The following is a 25,012-nucleotide window of genomic DNA, read 5'->3' on the forward strand; positions in this document are numbered from 1 at the left end:
CGCAGACTCTCCAAATGAGATGGCCTCTTAGGGGCGCGGGGAACTGCGCGACCAGCCCCCACCGGCCCGCAGCCGAACGTCGGCCCGCCCCGAACCCCCACCGGACCTGCGTATTCCGATAGCCTCGGACCGTGGCGGAACAACACCAGTTCGAGCGGGGTACGGACGGTCCCAAGGTCATCGTGGCCGGCATGGACGGCTCGGACTCCTCGTGGCGCGCGACCTCCTATGCCGCGGGTCTGGCCCGGCGCCAGCACGCGCTGCTGGCCGTCGTGTACGTCCAGCCGGTGCTGGCGGCCGGGGCGGCGCTCGGCGCACCCGTGGCGGACACCACGGACGAGATCGCGGAGGACCTGGTCGCGCAGATCAGGGACGCGGCCGAGCGGCTCAAGGGGATATTCGAGGTGCGCTGGGAGTTCCACACCTTCCGCGGCGACGCCTACAACGGACTGGTGAAGGCGGCCGACGAGCTGAAGGCCGACGCGGTCGTGGTGGGCGCCTCCGAGCAGGCCGGCCACCGCTTCATCGGCTCGGTCGCGATCCGTCTGGTGAAGGCGGGACGGTGGCCGGTGACGGTCGTGCCGTAGCGGTCTCCCGCCGGAGCAGCAGCGGGGTCGCCAGGAGCAGGATCCCGGCCGCGGCGATCGCGGTGCGCGGCCCGGTGAGGCTCGCCAGCAGGCCCCACAGGGCGGTCGCGGCGGCCGTGGTGGCCTTGCCGGTGATCGACCAGGCGGAGAGGGTGCGGGCGACCCGGTCGTCGGGGGTGTGCTCCAGGCGGCGGGTGGCGGAGACGGGGCTGTAGACGGCCGAGCAGGTGATCACGCCGAACTCCAGGACCATCACCAGCAGCAGTCCGGGCAGTCCGGGCATCACGAAGGCCAGCCCGAGGGGCCAGACGGCGCGCAGGGCGCTCGCGGCGCACAGCACCCGCCACTGCCCGTACCGGGCGACCAGCGGCCGGGCCAGCCGGGCGCCCAGGAGGCCGCCCAGGCAGGGCACGGCGAAGGCGAGGCCGTACTGCCAGGGGGCGAAGCCGAGCGGGCCGAGCATGAGGACGGCCAGGGGCGGCGCGGCGACCATGATCAGGGCGTTGCCCGCGAGGCTGTTGAAGAAGAGGGGTCGCAGGGCCGGGCTGGCGAGGATGTGGCGCCAGCCGTCGAGCAGGTCTCCGGCGCGCAGGCGTTGCGTGTCCCTCGGCGTGGGGCGGGGCTCGCCGCCGCCGACGGCCCGGATGCCGAGCGCCGACAGCAGGAAGCTGACCGCGTTCGCCGCGACCGTCGTCACCGGGCCGAACAGGCCGATCGCGGCGCCGCCGAGGGGCGGGCCGAGGACCAGCGCGGTCCAGTTGGCGGACTCGAACCGGGCGTTCGCGGTGAGCAGCCGGTCGGCCGGGAGCAAGGACTTCAGGAAAGCGCCGGAGGCCGCGTTGAAGGTGATGTCGGCGGCCGCGACGACCACCGAGACCAGCAGCAGCTGGCCGAGGCCGAGGGCGCCGAGCGCGTAGGCGGCCGGGACGGTGAGCAGTGCGGCGAACCTGATCAGGTCCATCGCGATCATCACCGGCCGCTTGTGCCGGAACTCCACCCACGGTCCGAGCGGCACCGCCGCCACCGCGCCCACCGCGGGCCCGGTCGCGGCGAGCAGCGCCACCTCGGCGGGCCCCGCGTGCAGCGCGATGACGGCGATCACCGAGAACGCGTCGAAGGCCAGACAGGTGCCGAGCGCACTCACCGAGTACGCGGCCCACAGCCACCCGAACCGCCGACCCATGCACAACCTCCCGTTGCCCCGGGACATGAAAACGTGCAGGTGGCCGCCGAATCAAACAACCCGCGGACCCATTGCCACAACCAGCGGTTGTACGGTGTGGACGTGGACCTCACCGCCGTGCGCACCTTCGTCACCGTGGCCGACTGCGGACAGTTCCAGGAGGCGGCGGCCGTGCTGGCGGTCACCCAGCAGGCGGTGTCCAAGCGGATCGCGGCGCTGGAGAAGGAGCTGGGGGTGCGGCTGTTCACCCGGACCGCGCGGGGTGCCGAGCCGACCGCCGACGGCCGGACCTTCCTGCCGTACGCCCGCGAGCTGCTGCTGGCCGAGGAGCGGGCGGCCGCCTCCGTACGGCGGGGCCGGCGCCCCCTGCGGGTCGACGTGGTCGGCGCCCGGCTCGCCCCGGCGGCGCTGCTGCGCGGCTTCCACGAGGCGCATCCGGACCTCCCGCTGGACGTCGTCACCCTCTTCGACGTGGACTCGGCGCTGACCGCGCTGCGCTCCGGTGCGGTCGACGCGTCCTTCCGGGCCGTCGCCATGCCCGGCCGGCCGCAGCCCAGGGGCGTGGAGGCCGCCCGGGTGTACGACGAGCCGGTGCAGTTGCTGACCGGCCCGGGGCACGCGCTGGCCGGCCGCACCTCGGTCACGCCCGGTGAGCTGGCCGGGCACCGGATCTGGATCCCGGGGATCGTGGACGGCACCGAGTGGGCGGCGTACTACGCCTCCCTCGCCGCCGAGTTCGGACTCACCATCGACTCCTCCGGCCCCAACTTCAGCGGGGCGCTGCAGGACGCGCTCGCGGGCTCGGCCGACCTGGCGACCCTGGTCAGCGAGGAGACCGGGCTGACCTGGCCGGACGGCCACGGCCTGCGCCGGATCCCGCTGCTGGACCCGACCCCCGTCTACCCGCACTCGCTGCTGTGGGCCGCCGCCAACCCGCATCCGGCGCTCACCGCCCTGCGCATCCATCTCGCGGACGCCCGCCCACCGCGCACCACCGCCCGCACCTGGACCCCGGGCTGGGCCGAGACCGTGCGTGGCGCCTTCCGTCCGTGACACCCCTGGACCGTCGTGATCGGCCGTCGGCCGTTCGCGACCGGTGAACAGGCGCACTTCGAGGAGACCGAGGCCGGGTCGAGCAGCGGGATCCGGCGCGGGCCTCTTCGCTCTCGCCGAACCGGCCGGTCCCCGGCCGGTCCCCGGCCGGTTCGTGGTCGGCGTCAGAGGCCGCGGAGGAAGTCGAGCAGGATCGAGTTGAAGATCTCGGGCCGCTCCAGGTTCGGGTAGTGGCCCGTGCCTTCGATGATCTCGGCGCGGCCGTCCGGGACCTCCCGGGCCAGTCGGTCCGCGGCGGCGAGCAGGGCGGCGGGTTCGAGGCCGCCGTTGACGGTGAGCAGCGGGACGTCGATCTTCGGCACCCGGGCCCAGGAATCGGTCACCGGTACCAGCCGGTCGGGCTCGTCGGGCGTGTGCTTCGAGATCGAGTGCAGGGCCAGCTCCCGCAGCCGCCGCGGGATCTCCGGGTCGACGGCGTCCGGGGTGCGGTGCTCGCCCGCCACCACCTTGACGAAGGCGTCGAGCCAGCCCTCGATGTCACCGGCGCCCAGGGTCCGGGCGTACTCGGCCCGGAGTTCCGTGTGCCAGGGGTCGGTGATCCGGAAGTCGCCGGTGGCGGCGCCGCAGGTGACCACCGCGCGGACCAGCCCGGGGTGTTCCAGCACGGTGTCGGTGGCGATCACCCCGCCCATGGAGACGCCGACGAGGACGGCCGGTCCGGTGTCGAGGTGGCGCAGCAGGGCGGCGAGGTCGTCGGCCCAGCGGAACGGCTCGGTCGCGTTGGCGGAGCAGCCGTGGCCGCGCACGTCCGGCGCGATCACCCGGTGGCCGGCGGCGAGCGCAGGGATCTGCCGGTGCCAGAAGCGGTGGTCGACGTACCCGGGGTGGAGCAGGACCACCGGGTCGCCGGAGCCGGTGTCGAGATAGGCGAGGTCGCCGTCGGAGGAAGGGAAGAGGCGGACGTTCGCGGCGTCATTCATGACAACCAAGGTGTCATCTTCGGGGAGCTTTGACAACCCGGTTGTCATGATGCCGGTGACACCCCGGGTGCCATGGCGGCTCGGGGCATGATGGCCGGGTGAACGACATCGACAGGCCCCTCGCCCCCGACGAGCTGGGCGAGCGCATCACCGAGGTGTTCGATCTGATCGGCCCGCTCTACCGGCGGGCCTTCCGCAAGGTCGAGCAGGGTGAGCAGATCGAGGGCGCCTCGGTCGGGGTGCGCTCGGTGCTGGACCTGCTGCGCCGGTACGAGCCCATGACGGTGCCCCAGATGGGCCGGATCATGGCGCTGAGCCGGCAGTTCGTGCAGCGCATGGTGAACGACGCGGTGGCGCACGGCTGGGCCGAGGTCACCCCCAACCCGGCGCACCAGCGCTCCTCCCTGATCCGGCTCACGGACGAGGGGCGGTCGACCATCACCACGGTCCTCGCCCGCGAGCACGCCCTGAACCGGCAGGTCGGCGGCGACCTGACCGACGCCGAGATCACGGCGTGCGTACGGGTGCTGAAGCAGTTGCTGGCGACGTTCGACCATGTCGACGTGGAGTGACCACCGCTACTCGCCCATGACCAGTCCGTCCTTGGCGGCCCCGCGGCTGAGCACGACGTCCCGGATGGCGTCCCGGGCGGCGGTGTAGTCGGCGCCCTGGTCGATGGCGGCGTTGAGGTCGACCACCCGGCCGGCGTCGATGTCGTACAGCTGGGGGATGAACTCGGCCTTGGCCACCTCCCAGCGCCCGCCCGGCCGGGTGGGCGGGGTGAAGGTGAAGCGGGCGAGGGTGGACTGGTTGCCGCGCGGGTCCTGCTGCCCCTGGGCGTTGTTCATCTCGCCGGCCAGCTGGTCGCCGAGGCCGTAGACCACCCAGGTGCCGTTGACCTTCTCGTACGCCTGCGGGATGTGCGCGTGGGTGCCGAGCAGCAGGTCGATGTCGGGGCGGCCGCCGGTGCTCGCGGCGGTGAGCCGTTTGGCGAGGGTGAGCTGCTGCTGGTCGGGGGCGTCCGTGCCCTCGGTGCCCCAGTGCACGGAGACGACGACCACGTCGGCACCGGCCTGCCGGGCGGCGCGGGCGTCGGCGAGGACGCGGTTCTCGTCGAGCAGGCCGACCGCCCAGGGCTGGCCGGGCGGCAGCGAGTTGCCGTTGACGTCGTAGGTGTAGGAGAGCTGGGCGACCTTGGCGCGGCCCGCGTTCAGCAGGGTGAGGGTGCCGGCCTCGGCGTCGGTGCGGGCGGTGCCGGAGTGCCGCAGGCCCGCCCGGTCCAGGGCGGCGAGGGTGCGCTGGATTCCCGCGGCGCCGTCGTCGAGGGCGCGGTCGGAGGCGGTGGAGCAGCTGTCGTAGCCGATGGCGGCGAGGGCCTCGGCGAGCTGCGGCGGGGAGGTGAGACCGGCGTGGCCGCCGTCCGTGCCGGTGACGGTCGCCAGGTGACAGAGCGCCAGACCGGCGCGCGAGACGACGGGTTCGACGCCGGCGAGCATCGGGCGGAAGTCGTGGCCGTTGCCGCCCGCGTCGAAGTTCGCGTGGTCGACCGCGGACTTCTGCGGCATGACGTCACCCGAGGCGACGAGGGTGAAGCCGCCGGCCGCCGGCACGACCGGCGCCGGGTGACCGGGCGGAGCCGCACGCTCCTCCCGTACATGGTTCTGACAGGCGGCAGCGGCGGCGAGGAGGGCGGTCAGGGCCAGGGCCGCCTGGCGTCTGCGATTGATCATCAGGAGCACCCCAGAGTCGCAAGCCTTGTCCGATTTACAGATCAATGGGTACGAAGGTCGGGGCGCGCGCAAACAACTCAGGCGCCCCGATTGACCCATCCGGGTCGGGTAAGGGGTGTGACGGACCGTTCGTCGCACCGTTCGCCGACCCGATCGACCGTCCGTCGCACCGCCGCTGTGCGCCCCCTGTCCCCCGGCCGGACCCTGCGATGCCATACGGCCATGACGGCCGGAACCACCCTTCCCCACGGGACGACGACCGCCGAGCATGAGCTCGTCGAACTCCAGCGCGAGCACGGTCGACCGCTCTTCGCGCTGCTGCTGCGGCTCAGCGACGGGGACCGGCAGCGGGCCGAGGACCTCGTCCAGGAGACCCTCGTACGCGCCTGGCAGCACCCGGAGGCGCTGCGCGCCGACTCCTTCGACTCCGTGCTGCCGTGGCTGCTGACCGTGGGCCGACGGCTCGCCATCGACGCGCGGCGGGCCCGGCAGGCGCGCCCCGCCGAGGTGCACGACGCCGTCCTGGAGAACACCCGGGCGATCGGCGACGACCACGCCGAACGCGCCGCCGCGACGCTCGACGTCCGGGAGGCTGTGAAGACTCTCACCCCCGAACACCGTGAAGTCCTGGTGCTGGTGTATTTCCAGGGGGCGAGTGTTGCGGAAGCCGCCGAGACCCTCGGGATCCCACCCGGTACCGTGAAATCGCGGGCGTACTACGCGCTGCGTGCCCTGCGCCGGGTTTTGCCGGGTTACGCACCCGACCTGCGATGAAACCGTGAGCCAGGTCAAACCTCGGTAAAGCGCCTTGCTGAGGACCGTGTTTGGGCCATCAGCTGTCTTCATCCGTGTTCCGCACCGGGAGAGGGACGGACCCGGGGTCGGGGCCACGCGCGCACCGGAGGAAGGCAGGACGGGATGCTGCACAGAGGTCAAGAGAGCACGGGCGGGGCCGGGAGCGGGGAACTGGCGGTCCCGATGGCGTGGTTGTACGCCGAGTACATCGCCGACGAGCTGCTGCGCACCGGCGATCTCATGCCACCGACGTCCTTCGAGTTCCGGGCCGGCCGCGATGCGCTGGCGCTGACCATCTTCCTCTCCGACACGGACGGCGAACTGTCGGGCATCCGGGTCGTGTCCCAGTTGGAGAACTGGCTTTCGCTGACGGCGTACGACCAGCCGTGGCAGGACTGGGTCAGGGAACGTATGGCCGTACTGGGGGCCGAGGCGCTCCGCGCGGGCGGTCCGTCACCGGACCTGGATCTGGCCGCGGACGCCTGGCGCTGGCTGGAGGAGACCGAACTGCTCGCACCCGACCTGGACGCCGTGCCGGGCGGCGGTTCGGTGTTCGGCGAGGACGACGGACCGAAGGTGTGGACCCCCGCCTGGCGGCTCGGTCTGCCCCTCGGACATCTCGCCATCCATCTTTTTTGATTCAGGACCAATCCGCGGGCCCGGCCGCTCCGAATCCGTTGATTACGATTCTGTACGTGGCTTGAGTGAAACGGCTGCCGACTGCGTACGGGTGGGGGCAAGGAACAACGAGTGACCCCCACCCGCACCCATCGGCACGAGGATTCGTCATGAGGTCCCTGGAAAGGCATCGCGACGTCGGCGCGTACGCGCTCGGCGTGCTGGACGAGGCGGAGGCCTTCCGCTTCGAGGACCATCTCATGGAGTGCCCCAGCTGCTCGGCACACGTGACCGAGTTCGGCCCCGCGGCACGGCAGTTGATGCTGTACCGCCGGGCCACGCCGCGCTTCGTGCACCCCATGGCACAGCCCGGCCCCCGGCTGCTGGACCGGCTGCTCGCCGAGGTCGCGAGCAGGCACCGCGCCAAGCGCCGCAGGCTGCTGTACGGCCTCGCCGCCTCCGTGGTCTTCGCGGTCGCCGGCCCCGGCATCGCGGCCTACGTCGGTCACGACGCCGCACCGACCGTGCAGGTCACCGCGGCCACCGACGCGCAGTCCGGGGTGTGGGCGCAGGTGAAGTCCGAGGACACGGACTCGGGCAGCACCATCGAGCTGAAGGTGAAGGATCCGAACGGGCCGCACTCCTGCCGCCTGATCGCCGTCGGCGACGACGGTTCCGAGCAGATCGTCACCACCTGGGCGGCGCCGGACGACGACGGCCGGATGAGCACCATGACGGGCGGCTCCTCGATGCACCCGGACGAGATCGACCGCTACGAGGTGCGCAACGCGGACGGGCAGCGGCTGGTGACCCTGGACCCCAAGTGAGCGCCGGCTATCTGAGCAGCCGCGACATCCGGCGGTCCGCGAGCGGCTTGCCGCCGGTCTGGCAGGTCGGGCAGTACTGCAGCGAGGAGTCGCTGAAGGAGACCTCGCGGACGGTGTCGCCGCAGACCGGGCAGGGCTCGCCGGTCCGGCCGTGGACGCGCAGCCCGCTCTTCTTCTCCGCCTTGAGCCGCCCCGCCGCCAGGCCGTGGGAGCGCTCCACCGCCTCGGTGAGGGTGGTGCGCAGCGCCGCGTACAGCCGGTGCAGTTCCTCGGGGGTCAGGGACGCGGCCAGCTTGAACGGGGACATCTTCGCCGCGTGCAGGATCTCGTCGCTGTAGGCGTTGCCCACCCCGGCGATCAGGCTCTGGTCGCGCAGGGCGCCCTTCAGCTGCCGCCGCTCGTCTGCCAGCAGGGCCGCCAGCCGGTCCTCGTCGAAGCCGGGAGCGAGCGGGTCGGGGCCGAGCCGGGCGACACCGGGGACGTCCGCCGGGTCCCGGACGATGTACACGGCCAGCTTCTTCTGGGTGCCGGCCTCGGTGAGGTCGAAACCCGCACCGGTCTCCAGGGCCACCCGCAGCGCCAGCGGGCCCTTCCCGGGGCGCGGCAGCCCGTCCGGCAGCCGGTCCTTCCACTGGAGCCAGCCCGCGCGGGCCAGGTGGGTGACGAACCGCAGCCCGCGGTCCCCCTCGATCTCCAGGAACTTGCCGTGCCGGTGCACGGCGACGACCTCGCTGCCCTCGAAGGCGTCGACCGGCGGGTCGTACGTCTTCAGGACGCTGATGGCGACCGGCAGCACACGCACGGCCTGGTGACCGACCAGGTTCTCGGTCAGGAATTCCCTGAGCGCTTCGACCTCGGGCAGTTCGGGCATGCGTCCAGAGTGCCACCCCGGGGCCCGGACGCTCCGCCGGATGTGCCGCATCGGGTCGTCCTGCGGCTGCGGCGCCGTGGGGGCTGGTCGCGCAGTTCCCCGCGCCCCTCACGGGGCGCTGCCGTCGTCCTTCTCCGGCATTCGGAACTCGCACCAGACCGCCTTGCCGCCGCCGCGTGCCTCCACGCCCCAGCCGTCGGCGATCCGGTCGACGAGGAGCAGCCCGCGGCCGGACACCCCGTCCTCGCCCGCCTCCCGGCGGCGCGGCAGGGCGCTGGAGGAGTCCTCGACCTCGACGCGCAGCCGGCGGTCGCCGCCGCCGAGGACCCGGAGGGTGACGATCGCCGAGCCCTCGGTGTGCATCAGCGCGTTGGTGATCAGCTCGTCGGCGACCAGCTCGATCTCGTCGGCGCGGTCCCCGGCGCCCCAGGCGCGGACGGCGGCCCGGACCATGTGCCGGGCCAGGGCGAGCGCCTCCGGGTCGCCGGAGGCCACGTGCTGCTGGAGGCGGCCGACGGCCTGCGCGGGGTCGGAGCCGCGGCGGCGCAGCAGGAGCAGGGCCACGTCGTCGTCACCGCCCCGCTCCTCGGCGATCTCGATCAGCCGGTCGGCGAGGTCGCGCACGTCCTCCGGCCCCTTGGCGACCTGCTCGGTCAGGGCCCGCATGCCCTCCCCGAGGTCGGTGCCGGGCTGTTCGACGAGCCCGTCGGTGCACAGCAGCAGCGTCTCGCCGGGGTCGAGCTCCAGGGTGGACACCGGGTATTCGAGGCTCTGGAACTCGGCGGACAGGCCGAGCGGCAGTCCGCCCTCGACCGGGACCCGGCGGCAGCTCCCGTCGGCGGCGCGGACCAGCGGGTCGATGTGCCCGGCGCGGACCACCTGGAGGACGCCGGTGGCCAGGTCGGCCTCCGCGTACAGGCAGGTGGCGAAGCGGTCGGTGTCGAGCTCGTCCAGGAAGACGGAGGCGCGGGCCATCACGGTGGCCGGGGCGTGGCCCTCGGCGGCGTAGGCGCGCAGCACGATGCGCAGCTGGCCCATGACGGCCGCCGCGTGCGTGTCGTGTCCCTGGACGTCGCCGATGACCGCGCCGACCCGGCCGCCGGGCAGCGGGATCAGGTCGTACCAGTCGCCGCCGATGTCCCGGCCGAGGACGCCGCCGGCGGTCGGGGAGCGGTAGCGCACGGCGACCTCGGCGCCGCGCACGCTGGGGATGGTGCGGGGCAGCATCGCCTGCTGGAGGCCCTGGGCGAGGTCCTTCTCCTGTTCGTAGAGCATGGCCCGCTGGAGGCTCTGCGCGATGCTGCTGCCGAGGGCGACCAGGACGGCGCGTTCCTCGGAGGAGAAGCCGTGCCGGTCGTTGTAGAGCAGGCCCATGGCGCCGATCGGGCGGGCCTGGGCGATCAGCGGCAGATAGGCGGCCGAAGTGATCTGCAGGTCGGTGATGTGCGGCCACAGTATGGGGTAGCCCTCGGCGAACTCCTCCGGTGACTCGATGAAGCGCGGGCTGAGGGTCCGCACCACCTCGCCCATCGGGTAGGGCTCCTCTATCCGGGTGATCCGGGTACCGGGTACGAAGCTGCCGGCCGGCCCCTCGGCGACCAGCCGGATCCGGCCGGCCTCGACCAGGCCCATCACGAGGCTGGTGGCGCCCAGGTTGGGGATGCCGTGGGTGTCCTTGAGGACGTCGATGACCTCCTGGACGCTGCGGGCGTGCGCGAGGGCCGCGGTGACCGCCTGGACGACCCCAGTCTGCCGGCGCAGCGCCTTCCCCTGGGCGTCCCGCAGGTTGCGCGCCTCGCCGTCCTCCAGCTCCTGGGTGGCGTCCCGGACGATCCCGACCACCCGGCGCGGGCGGCCCGTCTCGTCGCGCCGGATGTAGCCCTGGGTGTGGGTCCAGCGCGAGGTGCCGTCGCGGCGCCGGATACGGAAGTACGTCCCGTAGTTCTCGCTGCCGTCCTTGATGGCCTGGGACACCACCGCGTCCAGTCGGCTGGACTCCGACGGGGGCACCCGGGCGGCGAGGGTCTCGGGGCGGCCGTCGTACTCCTCGGGGGTCAGGTCGAACACCTCGTACGCCGGGGCGTCCATGTGGAACAGGCCGGCGTCGAGGTCCCAGTCGAAGGTGCCCATGTGGTTGAGCGCCAGGATCGGGTGGTCCGGGTGGGCGGGCCAGTCGTCCGGGAGAGACGGAGCGCGCGCTCCCCGATCAGCCATGGGGCCACCATGCCAGGGGAACCGATTACCGGCAATTCCTCCCTTATTGTCTGCTTCACTCGCTCGGGTTACGCAAGCGGGGAAGCGCGGTACACAGGGTGACAGGCCCGGCGGATCCGGGGCCGCACACTGGAGAGAGGCAGGAGCGCACGGCCGTGGACTGGTTCACCGCACCCGGGTACTGGCTGAGCCGGCTGGTCTTCCAGCGGGCTCTGGCCGGCGTGTACCTCGTCGCGTTCCTGACGGCGGCGCTCCAGTTCCGGGCCCTGCTGGGCGAGCGCGGGATGCTGCCGATCCCGAGGTACGTCGCCCGGGTCCCCTTCCGGCGGGCGCCGAGCCTCTTCCACCTGCACTACTCCGACCGCTTCTTCGCGGGCTGCGCCTGGGCGGGCTGCGTGGTGTCGGCGGCGCTGCTGGCGGGGGCGGACGCCGAACTCCCGCTGTGGGCCGCGATGGTGCTCTGGCTGATCCCCTGGGCGCTGTATCTCTCCATCGTCAACGTGGGCCAGACCTGGTACGCGTTCGGCTGGGAGTCACTGCTCCTGGAGACCGGTTTCCTCGCCGTCCTCCTCGGCAACGACGAGGTGGCCCCGCCGGTGGTCGTGCTCTTCCTGCTGCGCTGGATCCTGTTCCGGGTGGAGTTCGGGGCCGGTCTGATCAAGATGCGCGGGGACGCCTGCTGGCGCAAGCTGACCTGCCTGCACTACCACCACGAGACCCAGCCGATGCCGGGTCCGCTGAGCTGGTTCTTCCACCATCTGCCGGGGCCGGTGCACAAGGCGGAGGTGGCCGCGAACCACGTCACCCAGCTACTGGTCCCCGTCCTGCTGTTCACCCCGCAGCCGGTCGCGACGGCGGCCGCGTCGCTGATGATCCTGACCCAGCTGTGGCTGGTGCTCTCCGGCAACTTCTCCTGGCTGAACTGGATCACCATCGTGCTGGCCCTGTCGGCCCTGCGGCTGCCCACCGACCGCACCACCGCGCCGCCCACCCCGCTCTGGTACGAGGTGGTGGTCCTCGCCGTGGCCGCGCTGCTGCTCTACCTGAGCTACCACCCGGTGCTGAACATGGTCTCCCGGCGCCAGGTCATGAACCGCTCCTTCGATCCGTTGCACCTGGTCAACACCTACGGCGCCTTCGGCAGCGTCAGCCGGATCCGGTACGAGGTGGTGGTCGAGGGCACGCTGGACGGCAGCCCGCGCGAGGACTCGGACTGGCGGGAGTACGAGTTCAGGGGCAAGCCGGGCGATCCCCGCCACTGGCCGCGCCAGTTCGCGCCCTACCACCTCCGCCTGGACTGGCTGATGTGGTTCGCCGCCCTCTCCCCCGCGTACGCCGGCGACTGGTTCGGCGGTCTGGTGGAACGCCTCCTGGAGAACGACCGCGACACCCTGCGGCTGCTGCGCCGTTCCCCCTTCCCGCCCGACGCGCCCCCGCGGTTCGTCCGCGCCCGCCTCTTCCGCTACCGCTACACCAGCTGGCGGGAGCTTCGGGAGACGGGCGCGTGCTGGGAACGGACGTACGTACGGGAGTTCCTGCCGCCGACGCGGCTGGCCGGATCCGCTCAGAGGCCGTAGACGCGGGTCGCGGTGGTCCCGAAGACCGCGGTGCGGTCGGCCGGGGCGATCAACTCGGCCGCCGCGTCGAAGACTTCGGCGTAGGTGCCGGCCAGGACGCAGACCGGCCAGTCCGAGCCGAACATCAGGCGGTCCGGGCCGAAGGCGTCCAGGACCGTCTCGGCGTACGGGCGCAGGTCGTCGACGGTCCAGGAGGCGGGGTCGGCCTCCGTGACCATGCCGGAGAGCTTGCAGACGGTGTTGGGCAGGGCGGCGAGGGTGCGGACGGCGGTGGCCCAGGGTTCGAGGGCGCCGGACGCGATCGGGGGCTTGCCCAGGTGGTCCAGGACGAAGGTGAGGTCCGGGTGGGACTCGGCGGCCTTGACGGCGGACGGGAGCTGACGGGCCAGGACGATCAGGTCGTAGACCAGCCCCGCGTCCGCGAGCGCGGTCAGACCCCGGCCCACGTCCGGGCGCAGCAGCCACTCCGGGTCCGGCTCGCCCTGGACCTGGTGGCGGATGCCCTTGAGGCAGGAGCCGCCGGGGAGTTCGCCCAGGCGGGCGAGCTCGTCGGCGACGTCCGGGCGGGTCAGGTCGGTCCAGCCGACGACACCCGCGACCAGGTCGTGGGTGTCGGCGAGGAGGAGGAACTCGGGGGTCTCCTCGGGGACGGTGACCGTCTGGACCAGGACCGTGCGGGTGACCCCGGCCGCCGCCGCCTCGGGTTCGAGGTCCTCGACGGTGAAGTTCCGCCTGAGCGGCTGGAGTTCGGGGCCAGAGAGCCAGTCCTGGTCCCGTACCGAGAGGTCCCAGACGTGGTGGTGGGCATCGACGGTCACGGCAGCTCCCAGACGACGGGCAGTCCGGCCTCCGAGCCCGCCTCGGAGTAGTCGTGGACGACGTCGAGAAGCTCGGCCATCCGGGCCTGCCAGGCCACGTTGACCGGGAGCTTCTCCAGTTCGGCGAGGAGGTGGCCGTAGTCCGCGCAGTCCACCAGGTGGAAGAGGTCGGTGCCGCTGCGCCAGATGGTCCAGGAGGTGGCCCCGGCCGCGCGGATGGCGTCGGTGAGCTCGGCGGGGACCTCGCGGTGCGCGGCCTCGTACGCGGGGATGCGGTCCGCGCGGACCTTGGTGTGCAGGGCCACTCTCATGACGGGTCCTCCGAGGGCACGGGGGCGTCGGCGGGCAGCAGGCCGGTGGCGTGCAGCTCCTGCCAGAAGGCGGCGGGGACATGGGTGGCGAACTGCCCGGCGCCGTCCTCGATCTCGGCCGCCGAGCGGGCCCCGACCAGGACGCTCGCCACGGCCGGGTGCGCCGCGCAGAAGGCGAGGGCGGCGGCGCGCAGGGTGGTGCCGTGCTGTTCCGCGAGTGCCTTCAGCCGCAGGGCGCGGGAGAGCAACTCGTCCGGCGCCTGGACGTAGTTGTAGGTGGCGTCCGGCTTCGGGTCGGCCAGCAGGCCGGAGTTGAAGGCTCCGCCGATCACCACGGAGGTGCCGCGTTCCTCGGCCGCCGGCAGGAGGTCGGTGAGGGCGCTCTGGTCGAGGAGGGTGTAGCGGCCCGCGCACAGCACCACGTCGACGTCGGTGTCCCGGACGAACCGGGTGAGCATGGCCGTCTGGTTCATGCCGGCGCCGATCGCGCCCACGATCCCCTCGGCGCGGAGCTTCTCCAGCGCGGGGTAGCCCTCGCGGAAGGCCTGTTCGGCGTGGTCGTCGGGGTCGTGCAGGTAGACGACGTCGACCCGGTCGAGGCCGAGCCGCTCCAGGCTGCCCTCCAGCGTGCGGCGGATGCCGTCGTCGGTGAAGTCCCAGACCCGGCGGAGGGTGTCGGGCACGGCGAAGCCGTTGGCGAGGTCGTCGCCGTCGCCGGGCCCCGGCTCCAGCCGGCGGCCGACCTTGGTGGAGAGGGTGTACGCGTCCCGGTCGTACTCCCGCAGCGCCTCGCCCAGCCGCCGCTCCGACAGCCCGAGGCCGTAGTGCGGGGCGGTGTCGAAGTACCGGATGCCCTGCTGCCAGGCGGCGGTGACGGTGTCGTGCGCCTGCCGGTCGGGCAGTTCGGTGTAGAGGTTGCCGATCACGGCGGCGCCGAGGCCCAGCGGGCTGACCCGGACGCCGCTGCGGCCGAGGGCGCTCACTGTCCCACCGGCCGCAGGCGCAGGCCCTGCATGCCGCCGTCGACGGCGAGGGAGGTGCCGGTGGTGGCGCCGGACAGCGGGCTCGCCAGGTAGGCGATGGCCCCGGCGACCTCGGCGGCCGACACCAGTCGGCCGGCGGGCTGGCGGGCCTCCAGGGCGGCGCGTTCCGCGGCCGGGTCGGAGGCCCTGTCGAGCAGCCGGCCGATCCACGGGGTGTCCGCCGTACCGGGGTTGACGCAGTTGACCCGGACGCCCTCGCGGATGTGATCGGCGGCCATGGCCAGGGTGAGCGAGTGGACGGCGCCCTTCGTCGCGCTGTACAGGGCGCGTTGGGGCAGGCCCGCGGTGGCGGCGATGGAGCAGGTGTTGACGATGGCCGCGTGCGCCGAGCGGCGCAGGTGCGGCAGGGCGGCGCGGGCGGTGCGGACCATGCCGAGGACGTTGACGTCGAAGACGCGGCGCCATTCGTCGTCGTCGTTGTCCTCGACCGTGCCCTGGGCGCCGATGCCGGCGTTGTTGACGAGAACGTCGAGGCCGCCGAGTGCTTCCGCGGCGCCCGCCACGGCGGCCCGCACGGAGGTGTCGTCGGTGACGTCGGCCCGGAAGCCGAGCAGCGGCTTCTCGACGCAGGACGGGTCGAGGTCGAGGACGGCGACCTGGGCGCCGCGCTCCGCGAGGAGTTCGGCCGTGGCCCGGCCGATCCCGGAGGCCCCGCCGGTGACCAGGGCCTTCAGACCCTCGAAGTCGGTCATGCCGCCTGTCCCTTCTGGGTTTCGGGGTCGGCGGCCCAGAAGGCGCCGCCGGGGTAGGTGTACTCCGCGACGGACTCCGGTCGCATGGCGGCCGAGAAGCCCGGCGCGGTGGGTGCCGCGTAGTGACCTTCGCGGATCACCACCGGGTCGAGGAAGTGGTCGTGCAGATGGTCGACGTACTCGATGACCCGGTCCTCGGTGGTGCCCGAGACGGCCAGGTAGTCGAACATCGAGAGGTGCTGGACGAGTTCGCACAGTCCGACGCCGCCCGCGTGCGGGCAGACCGGGACGCCGAACTTGGCGGCCAGGAGCAGGATGGCGAGGTTCTCGTTGACGCCGGCGACCCGGGCCGCGTCGATCTGGACGATGTCGAGGGCGCCGGCCTGGAGCAGTTGCTTGAAGACGATCCGGTTCTGGACGTGTTCGCCGGTGGCGACCTTGACCGGGGCGACCGCCCGGCGGATCGCCGCGTGGCCGAGGATGTCGTCGGGGCTGGTGGGCTCCTCGATCCAGTACGGGTCGAACTCCGTGAGGGCCTTGGTCCAGCGGATCGCCTCGTCGACGTCCCAGCGCTGGTTGGCGTCCACGGCCATGCGGATGTCCGGGCCGACGACCTGGCGGGCGACCCGGCAGCGCCGCATGTCGTCCGCCAGGTCGGCGCCCACCTTGAGCTTGATCTGCCGGAAGCCGTCGGCGACGGCCTGGGCGGCGAGCCGGGTGAGCTTCTCGTCGTCGTAGCCGAGCCAGCCCGCGGAGGTGGTGTAGGCCGGGAAGCCGCGTTCCAGCAGCCGGGCCCGGCGCTCCTCGGCGCCTTCCCGGCCCCGGCGCAGGATCGCCAGGGCCTCCTCGGGGGTGAGGGCGTCGGTGAGGTAGCGGAAGTCGATCTGGCGGACGATCCACTCGGGTTCGGCGTCGGCGAGCAGCTGCCAGAGCGGCTTTCCGGCACGGCGGGCGGCGAGGTCCCAGACGGCGTTGGTCACCGCGCCGATCGCCATGTGCATCACGCCCTTCTCGGGGCCGAGCCAGCGCAGCTGGCTGTCGCCGATCAGGTCCCGGTGCAGGGATCCGGGGTCGTCGCAGATCTCGTCGACCGGGCGGCCGAGCACATGGTTCCGCAGCGCGTCGATCGCGGCGACCTGGACGTCGTTGCCCCGCCCGATGGTGAACGTGAACCCGTGCCCCTCGTGCCCGTCGCCCGCGTCGGTGCGCAGCACGACATAGGCCGCCGAGTAGTCGGGGTCCGGGTTCATCGCGTCGGAGCCGTCGAGCTCGCGCGAGGTGGGGAAGCGGATGTCGTAGGTTTCGAGCGCGGTGACGCGGGAGGAGGGGCCGGGGCTCGGGGACACGGATTGCCTTTCCGTCGGGGGAGGTGCGGGGCGCGGACCGGTCAGTCCTGGGCCCGTCCCGTGGTGACACGGGCGATCATGAGGGCGACGAGGATGATGCCGCCGTAGATGGCCTGGATCCAGAACGACGGCACCTGCGCCAGGGTCAGCAGGTTCTGCACGACACCCAGAAGGAGTACGCCGGTCAGGGCGCCGAACATGGTGCCCTTGCCGCCGTCCAGGCTGATGCCGCCGATCACCGCCGCGGCGAAGACCGTGAAGATCATGTTGTTGCCCTGGTTGGCGCTGATCGCGCCCACGTACCCGGTCTGCATGATCCCGCCGACGGAGGCGAGGACCCCGGCCACCATGAACACCCCGAGCATCACCCGGTCGACGCGGATGCCGGCGGCGCGCGCCGCGTCGGCGTTGCCGCCGATGGCGTAGAGGGCGCGGCCGACCCGGTGGTACTTCAGCACTAGACCGGTGACCGCGAAGGCGACCGCGGCCAGCCACACCGACATGGGGACGCTGAGGAAGGTGGAGGTGGCCAGGGTGAAGAAGCTGTCGGGCATCCCGAACAGGGTCTTGCCCTTGGTGGCGCCGACCAGCACACCGCGCAGCACGATCAGCATCGCGAGCGTCACGATGAACGCGTTGAGCTTGAACTTGACGACCAGGATCCCGTTGAAGGCGCCGACCGCCGCGCCGACCACCAGGATCGCCACCATGGCGAGGGCGGCGGGGAGTTCGGTGCCCCAGCCGGACTCGGCCGACGGCAGCACCAGCAGGGCGCCGACGGCGGGCGCGATACCGACGACCGACTCCAGGGAGAGGTCGAACTTGCCGGTGATCAGGACCAGCGACTCGGCGAGCACCACCATCGCGAGGGCGGCGGAGGCGCCGAGGATGGAGATCAGGTTGCGCTCGGTGAGGAACGAGTCGTTGACCACCGCGCCGAGCACCATCAGCAGCAACAGGGCCGGGACCAGGGCGAGTTCACGGGCCCGGCGAAGCAGGACGGTACGGGCCGCGCGCGGGTCCGGGGAGCGCACCGGGGTGAGCGGCGGGGCCTTGGTCTCAGCCATGGTCCACTCCTTCGGGCATCGAGTCCACTCCTTCTATGGAGGCGATCAGCTCGTGGTCGTGCCAGCCGGCCGGGTGTTCGGCGACGATCCGGCCGTGGAAGAGGACGAGGACGCGGTCGCAGCGGCGCAGGTCGTCCAGTTCGTCGGAGACGACCAGCACGGCGGTGCCGTCCTCACGGGCGCTGTCCACGCGGGCCAGCAGGGACTCCTTGGACTTCACGTCGACGCCCGCGGTGGGGTTGACCAGGACCAGCAGTCGGGGGTCGGAGGCGAGGGCGCGGGCCATCACGACCTTCTGCGCGTTGCCGCCGGAGAGGTCGGAGACGGGCTGCTCGGGGCCCTCGGCATGGATGTCGAGGCGCTCGATCAGGGCGGTGGCGAAGCCGCGCCTGCGGTCGGTGCCGACGAACCCGCCCCGGCCGAGCCGGTCCAGCACGGTCATGGTGGCGTTGTCGCCGATGCTCATGCCGGGGACCAGCCCCTGCTCGTGCCGGTCCCGGGGCACGAAGCCGACGCCGGCCCTGAGCGCGGCCCGCACATCGCCGAACGGCAGCTGCCTCTGCTGCAGTTGTGCGGTTCCGCCGGTCGGGGTGCGCAACCCGGCGATGGTCTCGGCGAGTTCGACCTTGCCGCTGCCGCTGGTCCCGGCGAGCCCGACGACCTCACCGCTGCGGACGGTGAGGTCGACGCGCTGGTACGACTCGGAGGTGAGCCCGTCGACGCTGAGGACGACGGGGGCTCCGGCGGCCACCACGTCCCGTGCGGTCTGCTCCTGCCGGCTGACGGCCTCCCCCGCCATCGCCTCCACCAGGGCGGCCCTGGGCAGGTCGGCGACGGGGGCGGTGGTGATCCAGCGGGCGTCGCGGAGCACGGTGACGGTCTGGCAGACCTCGTACACCTCCTGGAGGTGGTGCGAGATGAACAGGAAGGTCACGCCCGAGTCCTGGAGCGCCCGCATCCGGCTGAACAGCCGTTCGATCTCCCGGTTGTCGAGCTGGGCGGTCGGTTCGTCGAGGACGATGAACCGGGCGCCGAAGCTCAGCGCCCTGGCGATCTCGACCATCTGGCGGTCCTCGACCTTGAGGTCGGCGGTGCGCGCCTCGGGGTCGACATGGACGTCCCAGGTGTCGAGGAGCGCGGTCGCCTCGCGGCGCAGCCGGCGCCAGCTGATGAGACCCCGGTGCAGCGGCTGCCGGTTGATGAAGAGGTTCTCGGCGACCGTCAGCTCCGGTACGACCGTGGGCTTCTGGTAGACGCAGGCGACGCGGCGCCGCCAGGCGTCCCGGTCGGCGAGCGGGGGCGCCGGTTCGCCGTCGAAGCGAACCGTGCCCTCGTCCGGGGCCTGGAGGCCGGTGAGGACGTTGACCAGGGTGGACTTGCCGGCGCCGTTGCGGCCGACGAGGGCGTGGGACTCGCCGGGCAGCACGGTGAGCCGGCCGTCGGCGAGGGCGACGGTGGGGCCGTACCGCTTGACGATGTCCCGGGCCTCAACGAGTGGCGTGATCATTTGACCGTGTTGCCCCACAGCTTCGGGTCGTCCACGTCGGCCTTGGTGACCAGGGGGGCCGGGAGCTGGTCCTCCAGGATCCCGCTCGCCAGCCTGACGATCGTGGAGTCGTGGTCGGTCGGGCCGGGCTTGAACGTCTTCCCCGCCATCGCCGCCTTGATGTAGTACATGCCGTACTTGGCGTAGGCGTCGGCGGGCTGGGAGACGGTCGCGTCGATCTCGCCCTTGCGGATGGCGTCGAACTCCTGCGGGATGCCGTCGTTGGAGACGATCACTATGTGCCCGCTCTGCCCGGCCGTCTTGAGCATGCCCTTGGACTTCAGGGTCTGCAGCGTCGGGGCCAGGTAGACGCCCCCGGCCTGCATGTAGATGCCCTTGATGTCGGGGTTGGCGTTGAGGAGCGTGCTCAGCTGGGCGGCGGCCGTGTCGGACTCCCACTTGGCGGGGATCTCCAGGACCTTGAGCTTCGGGTACTTCTGCTTCACGCAGGAGCGGAACGCCTCGGAGCGGTCCCGGCCGTTGACCGAGGCCAGGTCGCCCATGATCTGCACGACCTTGCCGCTGGTGACGTGCGCGCCGAGGTAGTCGCAGGCCTTGGTGCCGTACGCGACGTTGTCGGCGCGCACCACCATGGCGACCTTGCCCTTGTCGGGCGCCACGTCCACGGCGACGACCGGCACGCCCTTGCGCTCGGCCTGGTCGAGGCCGGCTTCGATGGCCGCGCTGTCCAGCGGCGCGACGACGAGACCCTTCACGCCCTGGTTGAGCTCGTTGTTGATGTCGGTGATCTGCTGCGAGGGGTCGCTGTTGGAGTTGACCGTCTTCAGCGCGTCCACGCCCTCGGACTTCGCCATCTTGGGCACGTAGTCGTTGTACGACTGCCAGAACGGCGAGGTCAGCAGGGGCAGGATCACCCCGACCTTGCCGGTGCCACCGCCTCCGGCGCTGTCGCTGCCGGTGTCGTTCGTACTGCCGCAGGCGGCGAGTACGAGCGCGGTTCCGACGGCCAGGGCCGTCGCACCGATGATCCGGGACCTGTTCCGCTTTCTCAGTGTTCTGCCGGGCATCTTGGCAGCTCCTCATCGAGCGTGTTCGAGCAGATGACCGCATACTTATCAGACCACTCGACCGATCCAACACCCCACAGACGCTAATTTCCCGTCGATGAGGGGTCGAATCAGCTGTAGTGGTCGGACCACATCGCTGATTAGACTGCGGCACACCGGCGACAGGAGGAGCGGTGTGGACGAGACAGTCCCGCAGAAGGGCACGGTGACGCAGCGCGCCATCGAGCGCATCAAGGCGATGATCGCGGAGGGCCGTCTGGAGCCGGGCCAGCGGCTGCCGACCGAACGGGACCTCGCCGCGCAGCTGGGCATGTCCCGCAGCTCCATGCGCGAGGCGATCCGCGCGCTGACGGTACTGGGCGTGCTGGAGGCCCGGCACGGCTCCGGCATCTACGTCACCCAGCTGGAGGCGGGCGACCTGCTGGAGACGTTCGGGGTGGTCGCCGATCTGTCCCGTGGGCCGCAGCTGGTGGAGTTGCTGGAGGTGCGGCGGGTGCTGGAGTCGACGGCGACGGCACTGGCCGCGGCGCGGATCACCGCCGACCAGCTGGCGGAGGTGGAGAAGCACCTGGCGGCCATGAACGCGACCGACGATCCCGAGGAGATCCTCGCGCACGATCTCGCGTTCCACCGGGTGATCGCGGGTGCGGCCGGGAACGACACGATGGCCGCGATCCTGGAGGGGCTGTCGTCGCGGACCTTCCGGGCCCGGGTGTGGCGGGGGTACGAGGAGGAGGGGGCGTTCGCGCGCACGCGCCGGGAGCACGCGGCGATCCACCGGGCCCTGGTCGCCCGGGATCCGGAGGCGGCGAGGGCCGCGGCGGCCGCGCACGTGGGCGAGGTGGAGGAGTGGCTGCGGAGTCAGCTGGGAACCTGAGGGCTCGTCCCGGGCAGCCCCGGCTGCCCCGGCGGCTCGGCTCGATGCCCCCGGACAGCGGGCCGCTCCCGGATACGGTCAGCCCGAGGGGCCGGCCGGCCTGGGCGAATCATCCCGAGGGGCCTTCCGGCCTCGGCGGCGGGGCGCTGTCCTGTCCCGCGCAGCCGGCCCGGTCCTCGACGGAGCCGGCCCGGTCCTCGACGGGTGTTCGGCGCCGGGCGTCGCGGAAGGTGCCCGCCCGCGGTCGGAGGGCGGCTCCGGGGGGGCCGGCTCAGGCACCGGCCGCGGGTGCGGGCGGGTCCGGCCTGCGTCCCTGGCCCTCGGACCACTCGCGCAGCTCGTTGTCGCCGACCTCCTCGATCACCGCCTGGAGCGCCTGGCGGTCCGCCGCGCCCCGGTCCGGTTCGGGCACCAGCAGATAGCGGTCGACCGCACGGCGCAGCGTCTCCCGGGCCCGCGCGGCCAGCACCCAGCGCGCCCCCGGGGCGAACAACTGCCGTACCCCCGTGAAGAAGACGGCACCGCCCGCGATGACCGCGGTCAGCCAGGCCGGCGCATGCAGTCCGGCGGCCACCACGGTCACCGACGTGGCCGCGAGCGCGCCGACCTCGGTGCCGTAGTGCAGCCGCCGGGCCCGGCTGCCGGTCCTCGCGTAGAACCCCAACTCCCGTCGGGCGAGCGCCAGCAGGGGATCCGGTTCGGCGGCCCAGGAGTCGTCGGGGACCGTTCTTCGTGTCATCGCCACATCATCGCGGGCGGCACGGCGCGGGTGGAAGCGGGTGCGGAGCGCACGGCCTGCCGTGCGCTCCGCCTCGCCGGCTCACGCCCGCCGGAACCGCAGGGTCACCAGCTCGAAGGGGCGCAGCCGCAGCGCCACCGCGGCACCCGCCCGGTCCGGGGCCGGTGCGTCCGACGGCCGCTCCAGCAGGTCGGTCACCGTGACCTCCGCCGTCGCGAAGCCCGCCGTCAGCGTGGCGCGCGCCCGGCCGCCGTGCGCCTCGTGCAGGCGGACCACCACGTCGCCGCTGCCGTCGTCGGCCAGCTTCACCGCCGTGACGACGACCGCGTCGCTGTCGACCGTCACCAGCGGGGCGACATCGTGGGCGCCGGCGATCCGGCGCTCCGGCAGGTTGATCCGCCAGCCCTCCCGCACCGCGTCCGCGATGCCCGCGCCCGGCACCAGCGCGTGCCGGAAGCGGTGGATGCCCTGGTCCGTCTCGGGGTCCGGGAAACGCGGGGCTCGGAGCAGCGAGACCCGCACGGTGGTCGTCGTCCCCCGGTCGCCGTCCGTGCGGACGCTGCGTGTCACGTCGTGGCCGTACGTCGAGTCGTTGACGATCGCCACGCCCCAGCCCGGTTCCTCCAGTTGGACGAAGCGGTGGTTGCAGGCCTCGAACTTGGCCCATTCCCAGGAGGTGTTGGTGTGGGTGGGGCGGTGGAAGTGCCCGAACTGGGTCTCGGACGCGTACCGTTCGGCGTGCAGGTCCAGCGGGAACGCCAGCTTCAGGAACTTCTCCGTCTCATGCCAGTCGACCTCTGTGTCGATCAGCAGGCGGCGCTCCCCGGGCGGCAGTGACAGCACCTGGGTGACCTTGGAGGAGCCGAAGGACCGTACGATCCGGACGGACCGGCCGTCCTCGCCGCGGGTCAGTTCGTCGGTGTCGGTGAGGTCGGTGACCGCATTGCGGTAGAAGGCGTCGACGTCCCAGGCGTCCCACATGTTGGGGAAGTCCGGGTGGAGCTGGAGCAGGTTGGCGGCCGTGCCGGGGGCGACGGTCTCGCGGTCGGCGTCGAGGTCGTGGGCGGACACGACCAGACCCCGGGCGTCGATCTCGATGCGCAGGAGGCCGTTGGCGAGGACGTGTCCGCCGCCGGGCCGGTCCGTCACCGTCACCTCACCGGAGGGCTGTTCCTGCCCCGCGCCCCCGGCCGGGACGCCTCCCCGGCCGTGCGGTGCCGCGTTGAAGGACAGCGTGCGGTCGCCCTCGCCCGCCAGTGCCCGCTGGGCGGCCTCGATGATCCCGTCGAGCTCGGCGGCGATCCGCTGGTAGGTCGCGCGGGCCTCCCGGTGCACCCAGGCGATCGACGAGCCCGGCAGGATGTCGTGGAACTGGTGGAGCAGGACCGTCTTCCAGATGCGGTCCAAGTCCTCGTAGGGGTAGGGGGATCCGGCGCGCACGGCCGCCGTCGCGGCCCACAGTTCGGCCTCTCTCAGGAGGTGTTCGCTGCGCCGGTTGCCCTGTTTGGTCCTCGCCTGGCTGGTCAGGGTGGCGCGGTGCAGTTCGAGGTAGAGCTCGCCCACCCAGACGGGCGGGTCCGGGTATTCGGCCTCGGCCTTGCCGAAGAAGTCGGCGGGAGTCTCCCAGACGACTCTCGGTGAGCCTTCCAGGTCCCGTACCCGGGCCGCCCTGGCGACCATCTCACGGGTCGTGCCGCCGCCTCCGTCCCCCCACCCGGTGGGCGCGAGGGAGTGCCGGGCGCGGCCCTTGTCCTTGAAGTTGCGTGCCGCGTGGGCGAGTTCGCTGCCCTTCATGGAGCAGTTGTAGGTGTCCACGGGCGGGAAGTGCGTGAAGATCCGGGTGCCGTCGATGCCCTCCCACTGGAAGGTGTGGTGCGGGAACCTGTTCGTCTGGGACCAGGAGATCTTCTGGGTGAGGAGCCGTGTCGAGCCGGCCGCCCTGATGATCTGCGGGAGCCCGGCCGCGAAGCCGAAGGTGTCGGGCAGCCAGGCCTCGTCGTTCTCGATGCCGAACTCGTCGAGGAAGAACCGCTTGCCGTGCACGAACTGACGGGCCATCGCCTCGGAACCCGGCATGTTGGTGTCGGACTCCACCCACATGCCGCCGGCCGGTACGAACCGCCCCTCCGCGACCGCCTTCTTCACCCGCGCCCACACCTCGGGCCGGTGCTCCTTCACCCACGCCCACTGCTGGGCCTGGGACATGGCGAACACGAAGTCCGGCTCGTCCTCGATGAGGGCGGTCATGTTGGCGGTGGTGCGGGCGACCTTGCGCACGGTCTCGCGCAGCGGCCACAGCCACGCCGAGTCGATGTGCGCGTGCCCGACCGCGCTGATCCGGTGCGCGGAGGGCGCGGCGGGGACGGCGAGGACCTCGGCGAGACAGCCACGCGCCCGCTCCGCCGTGCCGTTCACGTCCTGGAGGTCGACGGCGTCCAGGGCCCGCTCGACCGCGCGCAGGATCTCGTAGCGGCGCTGGGCGTCGGCCGGCAGTTCGGCCATCAGCTCGCCGAGCACCTCCAGGTCGACGACGAGCTGCCACACGGTCTCGTCGAGGACGGCGAGGTCCATCCGGGTGAGCGTGTACTGCGGTTCGTGGCCGGCGGTGTCCTTGTCGCCGAGCCAGGTGGGCCGGAAGGGGTGGTAGTCGAGGATGACGGGGTTGGAGGCGGCCTCGACGTGCAGCCGGACCTCCTCGCCGCCCGCCACCGGGGCGCCGACGCGTACCCACTGGTTGCGCGGGTTGAGGCCCTTCACCGGGGTGCCGTCGGGCCGGTAGACCAGGCCCTCGCACTGGAAACCGGGCATGTTCTCGTCGAACCCGAGGTCCAGGACGGCCTCCACGGTCCGGCCGGCCCATTCCTCGGGGACGGTTCCGGTCACCCGGAACCAGCTGGTGCCCCACGGAGCACCCCACCGGGCGCCCACCGCGATCGGCTCGGGTTCGGCCGCGAGTCCCTCGGCGACCGGTACGGGCTCGCCGGGCGCGTGCCACACCGCGACGTCGAGCGGCACGGACTCGGGGTACACGGCGGGGCGGATGCGCTCGTCGAGGACGCGCCGGAGGCGGGCTTCGACGAGGCTGCGGTCGTCATGCATGTGGGGTGCTC

Annotated in this window: 23 protein-coding genes; 8 read left to right on the forward strand and 15 right to left on the reverse strand. The window is 72.4% G+C overall.

Going from position 1 to position 25,012, the window contains the following annotated elements:
- Nucleotides 1-131 precede the first annotated feature (131 nt).
- A complete protein-coding gene (locus IEZ11_RS37205; protein WP_229713600.1) occupies nucleotides 132-587 on the forward strand; it encodes a universal stress protein in 456 nt (151 codons plus the stop codon).
- Here IEZ11_RS37205 and IEZ11_RS37210 read toward each other — a convergent pair.
- Nucleotides 523-1,770, reverse strand: coding sequence for an MFS transporter (locus IEZ11_RS37210; protein ID WP_229713601.1), 1,248 nt, complete (start codon nucleotides 1,768-1,770; stop codon nucleotides 523-525). The genes IEZ11_RS37205 and IEZ11_RS37210 overlap by 65 nt on opposite strands.
- Before the next feature lie 102 nt (nucleotides 1,771-1,872).
- On the opposite strand from IEZ11_RS37210, the gene IEZ11_RS37215 reads away from it, so the two are divergent.
- On the forward strand, nucleotides 1,873-2,823 hold the full coding sequence (locus tag IEZ11_RS37215) for a LysR family transcriptional regulator (protein WP_189267426.1): 951 nt from the start codon (nucleotides 1,873-1,875) through the stop codon (nucleotides 2,821-2,823).
- A 164-nt stretch (nucleotides 2,824-2,987) separates the two neighbouring features.
- Here IEZ11_RS37215 and IEZ11_RS37220 read toward each other — a convergent pair whose 3' ends face one another.
- Nucleotides 2,988-3,803: an alpha/beta fold hydrolase gene (locus IEZ11_RS37220; protein ID WP_189267427.1), complete on the reverse strand. Its 816-nt coding sequence runs from the start codon at nucleotides 3,801-3,803 to the stop codon at nucleotides 2,988-2,990.
- A gap of 98 nt (nucleotides 3,804-3,901) precedes the next feature.
- On the opposite strand from IEZ11_RS37220, the gene IEZ11_RS37225 reads away from it, so the two are divergent.
- Nucleotides 3,902-4,375, forward strand: a complete 474-nt coding sequence (locus tag IEZ11_RS37225; RefSeq protein WP_189267428.1) for a MarR family winged helix-turn-helix transcriptional regulator — start codon at nucleotides 3,902-3,904, stop codon at nucleotides 4,373-4,375.
- Nucleotides 4,376-4,381: 6 nt separating this feature from the next.
- Here the strand turns inward: IEZ11_RS37225 and IEZ11_RS37230 are convergent, their stop codons facing one another.
- Complete coding sequence (locus IEZ11_RS37230; protein ID WP_189267429.1) at nucleotides 4,382-5,533, reverse strand: CapA family protein; 1,152 nt, start codon at nucleotides 5,531-5,533, stop codon at nucleotides 4,382-4,384.
- A 222-nt stretch (nucleotides 5,534-5,755) separates the two neighbouring features.
- On the opposite strand from IEZ11_RS37230, the gene IEZ11_RS37235 reads away from it, so the two are divergent.
- From IEZ11_RS37235 to IEZ11_RS37245, 3 genes are all read left to right on the forward strand, one after another.
- Complete coding sequence (locus IEZ11_RS37235) at nucleotides 5,756-6,307, forward strand: sigma-70 family RNA polymerase sigma factor (protein WP_189267430.1); 552 nt, start codon at nucleotides 5,756-5,758, stop codon at nucleotides 6,305-6,307.
- A 144-nt stretch (nucleotides 6,308-6,451) separates the two neighbouring features.
- On the forward strand, nucleotides 6,452-6,967 hold the full coding sequence (locus tag IEZ11_RS37240) for a hypothetical protein (protein WP_189267431.1): 516 nt from the start codon (nucleotides 6,452-6,454) through the stop codon (nucleotides 6,965-6,967).
- A 149-nt stretch (nucleotides 6,968-7,116) separates the two neighbouring features.
- Nucleotides 7,117-7,773: a zf-HC2 domain-containing protein gene (locus IEZ11_RS37245; protein ID WP_189267432.1), complete on the forward strand. Its 657-nt coding sequence runs from the start codon at nucleotides 7,117-7,119 to the stop codon at nucleotides 7,771-7,773.
- Nucleotides 7,774-7,780: 7 nt separating this feature from the next.
- Here the strand turns inward: IEZ11_RS37245 and IEZ11_RS37250 are convergent, their stop codons facing one another.
- On the reverse strand, nucleotides 7,781-8,644 hold the full coding sequence (locus IEZ11_RS37250; RefSeq protein WP_189267433.1) for an Fpg/Nei family DNA glycosylase: 864 nt from the start codon (nucleotides 8,642-8,644) through the stop codon (nucleotides 7,781-7,783).
- Between the two features lie 108 nt (nucleotides 8,645-8,752).
- On the reverse strand, nucleotides 8,753-10,858 hold the full coding sequence (locus IEZ11_RS37255) for a SpoIIE family protein phosphatase (protein ID WP_189267434.1): 2,106 nt from the start codon (nucleotides 10,856-10,858) through the stop codon (nucleotides 8,753-8,755).
- 155 nt (nucleotides 10,859-11,013) lie between these two features.
- On the opposite strand from IEZ11_RS37255, the gene IEZ11_RS37260 reads away from it, so the two are divergent.
- On the forward strand, nucleotides 11,014-12,435 hold the full coding sequence (locus tag IEZ11_RS37260) for a lipase maturation factor family protein (RefSeq protein ID WP_189267435.1): 1,422 nt from the start codon (nucleotides 11,014-11,016) through the stop codon (nucleotides 12,433-12,435).
- Here IEZ11_RS37260 and IEZ11_RS37265 read toward each other — a convergent pair.
- The 8 genes from IEZ11_RS37265 to IEZ11_RS37300 are packed head-to-tail and all read right to left on the reverse strand — an operon-like array spanning nucleotide 12,423 to nucleotide 20,286.
- Nucleotides 12,423-13,253 carry an amidohydrolase family protein gene (locus IEZ11_RS37265; RefSeq protein WP_189267436.1) on the reverse strand — a complete coding sequence of 277 codons (831 nt, stop codon included), beginning with the start codon at nucleotides 13,251-13,253 and terminating at the stop codon, nucleotides 12,423-12,425. The genes IEZ11_RS37260 and IEZ11_RS37265 overlap by 13 nt on opposite strands.
- The gene (locus IEZ11_RS37270; RefSeq protein ID WP_189267437.1) at nucleotides 13,250-13,564 is read right to left on the reverse strand and encodes an L-rhamnose mutarotase; all 315 of its coding nucleotides are present in this window, start codon (nucleotides 13,562-13,564) and stop codon (nucleotides 13,250-13,252) included. Before IEZ11_RS37270 ends, IEZ11_RS37265 begins: the two co-directional genes overlap by 4 nt.
- A complete protein-coding gene (locus IEZ11_RS37275) occupies nucleotides 13,561-14,547 on the reverse strand; it encodes an aldo/keto reductase (protein ID WP_189267438.1) in 987 nt (328 codons plus the stop codon). Before IEZ11_RS37275 ends, IEZ11_RS37270 begins: the two co-directional genes overlap by 4 nt.
- Entirely contained in the window at nucleotides 14,544-15,299 is a 756-nt protein-coding gene (locus tag IEZ11_RS37280; RefSeq protein ID WP_189267439.1) for an SDR family NAD(P)-dependent oxidoreductase, read from the reverse strand. The genes IEZ11_RS37275 and IEZ11_RS37280 overlap by 4 nt, the downstream gene beginning before the upstream one ends.
- A complete protein-coding gene (locus IEZ11_RS37285; RefSeq protein WP_189267440.1) occupies nucleotides 15,296-16,645 on the reverse strand; it encodes an L-fuconate dehydratase in 1,350 nt (449 codons plus the stop codon). The genes IEZ11_RS37280 and IEZ11_RS37285 overlap by 4 nt, the downstream gene beginning before the upstream one ends.
- A gap of 41 nt (nucleotides 16,646-16,686) precedes the next feature.
- Complete coding sequence (locus IEZ11_RS37290) at nucleotides 16,687-17,712, reverse strand: ABC transporter permease (protein ID WP_189267441.1); 1,026 nt, start codon at nucleotides 17,710-17,712, stop codon at nucleotides 16,687-16,689.
- Nucleotides 17,705-19,219 carry a sugar ABC transporter ATP-binding protein gene (locus IEZ11_RS37295; RefSeq protein WP_189267442.1) on the reverse strand — a complete coding sequence of 505 codons (1,515 nt, stop codon included), beginning with the start codon at nucleotides 19,217-19,219 and terminating at the stop codon, nucleotides 17,705-17,707. The genes IEZ11_RS37290 and IEZ11_RS37295 overlap by 8 nt, the downstream gene beginning before the upstream one ends.
- Nucleotides 19,216-20,286, reverse strand: a complete 1,071-nt coding sequence (locus tag IEZ11_RS37300; RefSeq protein WP_189267443.1) for a sugar ABC transporter substrate-binding protein — start codon at nucleotides 20,284-20,286, stop codon at nucleotides 19,216-19,218. Before IEZ11_RS37300 ends, IEZ11_RS37295 begins: the two co-directional genes overlap by 4 nt.
- Nucleotides 20,287-20,461: 175 nt before the next feature.
- Between IEZ11_RS37300 and IEZ11_RS37305 the strand changes: the two genes are divergently transcribed.
- Nucleotides 20,462-21,163 carry a FadR/GntR family transcriptional regulator gene (locus IEZ11_RS37305; protein WP_189267444.1) on the forward strand — a complete coding sequence of 234 codons (702 nt, stop codon included), beginning with the start codon at nucleotides 20,462-20,464 and terminating at the stop codon, nucleotides 21,161-21,163.
- A gap of 271 nt (nucleotides 21,164-21,434) precedes the next feature.
- Here IEZ11_RS37305 and IEZ11_RS37310 read toward each other — a convergent pair whose 3' ends face one another.
- Nucleotides 21,435-21,902, reverse strand: a complete 468-nt coding sequence (locus IEZ11_RS37310; RefSeq protein WP_189267445.1) for a DUF4231 domain-containing protein — start codon at nucleotides 21,900-21,902, stop codon at nucleotides 21,435-21,437.
- A gap of 81 nt (nucleotides 21,903-21,983) precedes the next feature.
- Nucleotides 21,984-25,001: an alpha-mannosidase gene (locus IEZ11_RS37315; protein WP_189267446.1), complete on the reverse strand. Its 3,018-nt coding sequence runs from the start codon at nucleotides 24,999-25,001 to the stop codon at nucleotides 21,984-21,986.
- Nucleotides 25,002-25,012 lie beyond the last annotated feature (11 nt).

It is taken from the genome of Streptomyces fuscichromogenes (genome assembly GCF_014645815.1).
Taxonomy (GTDB): domain Bacteria; phylum Actinomycetota; class Actinomycetes; order Streptomycetales; family Streptomycetaceae; genus Streptomyces; species Streptomyces fuscichromogenes.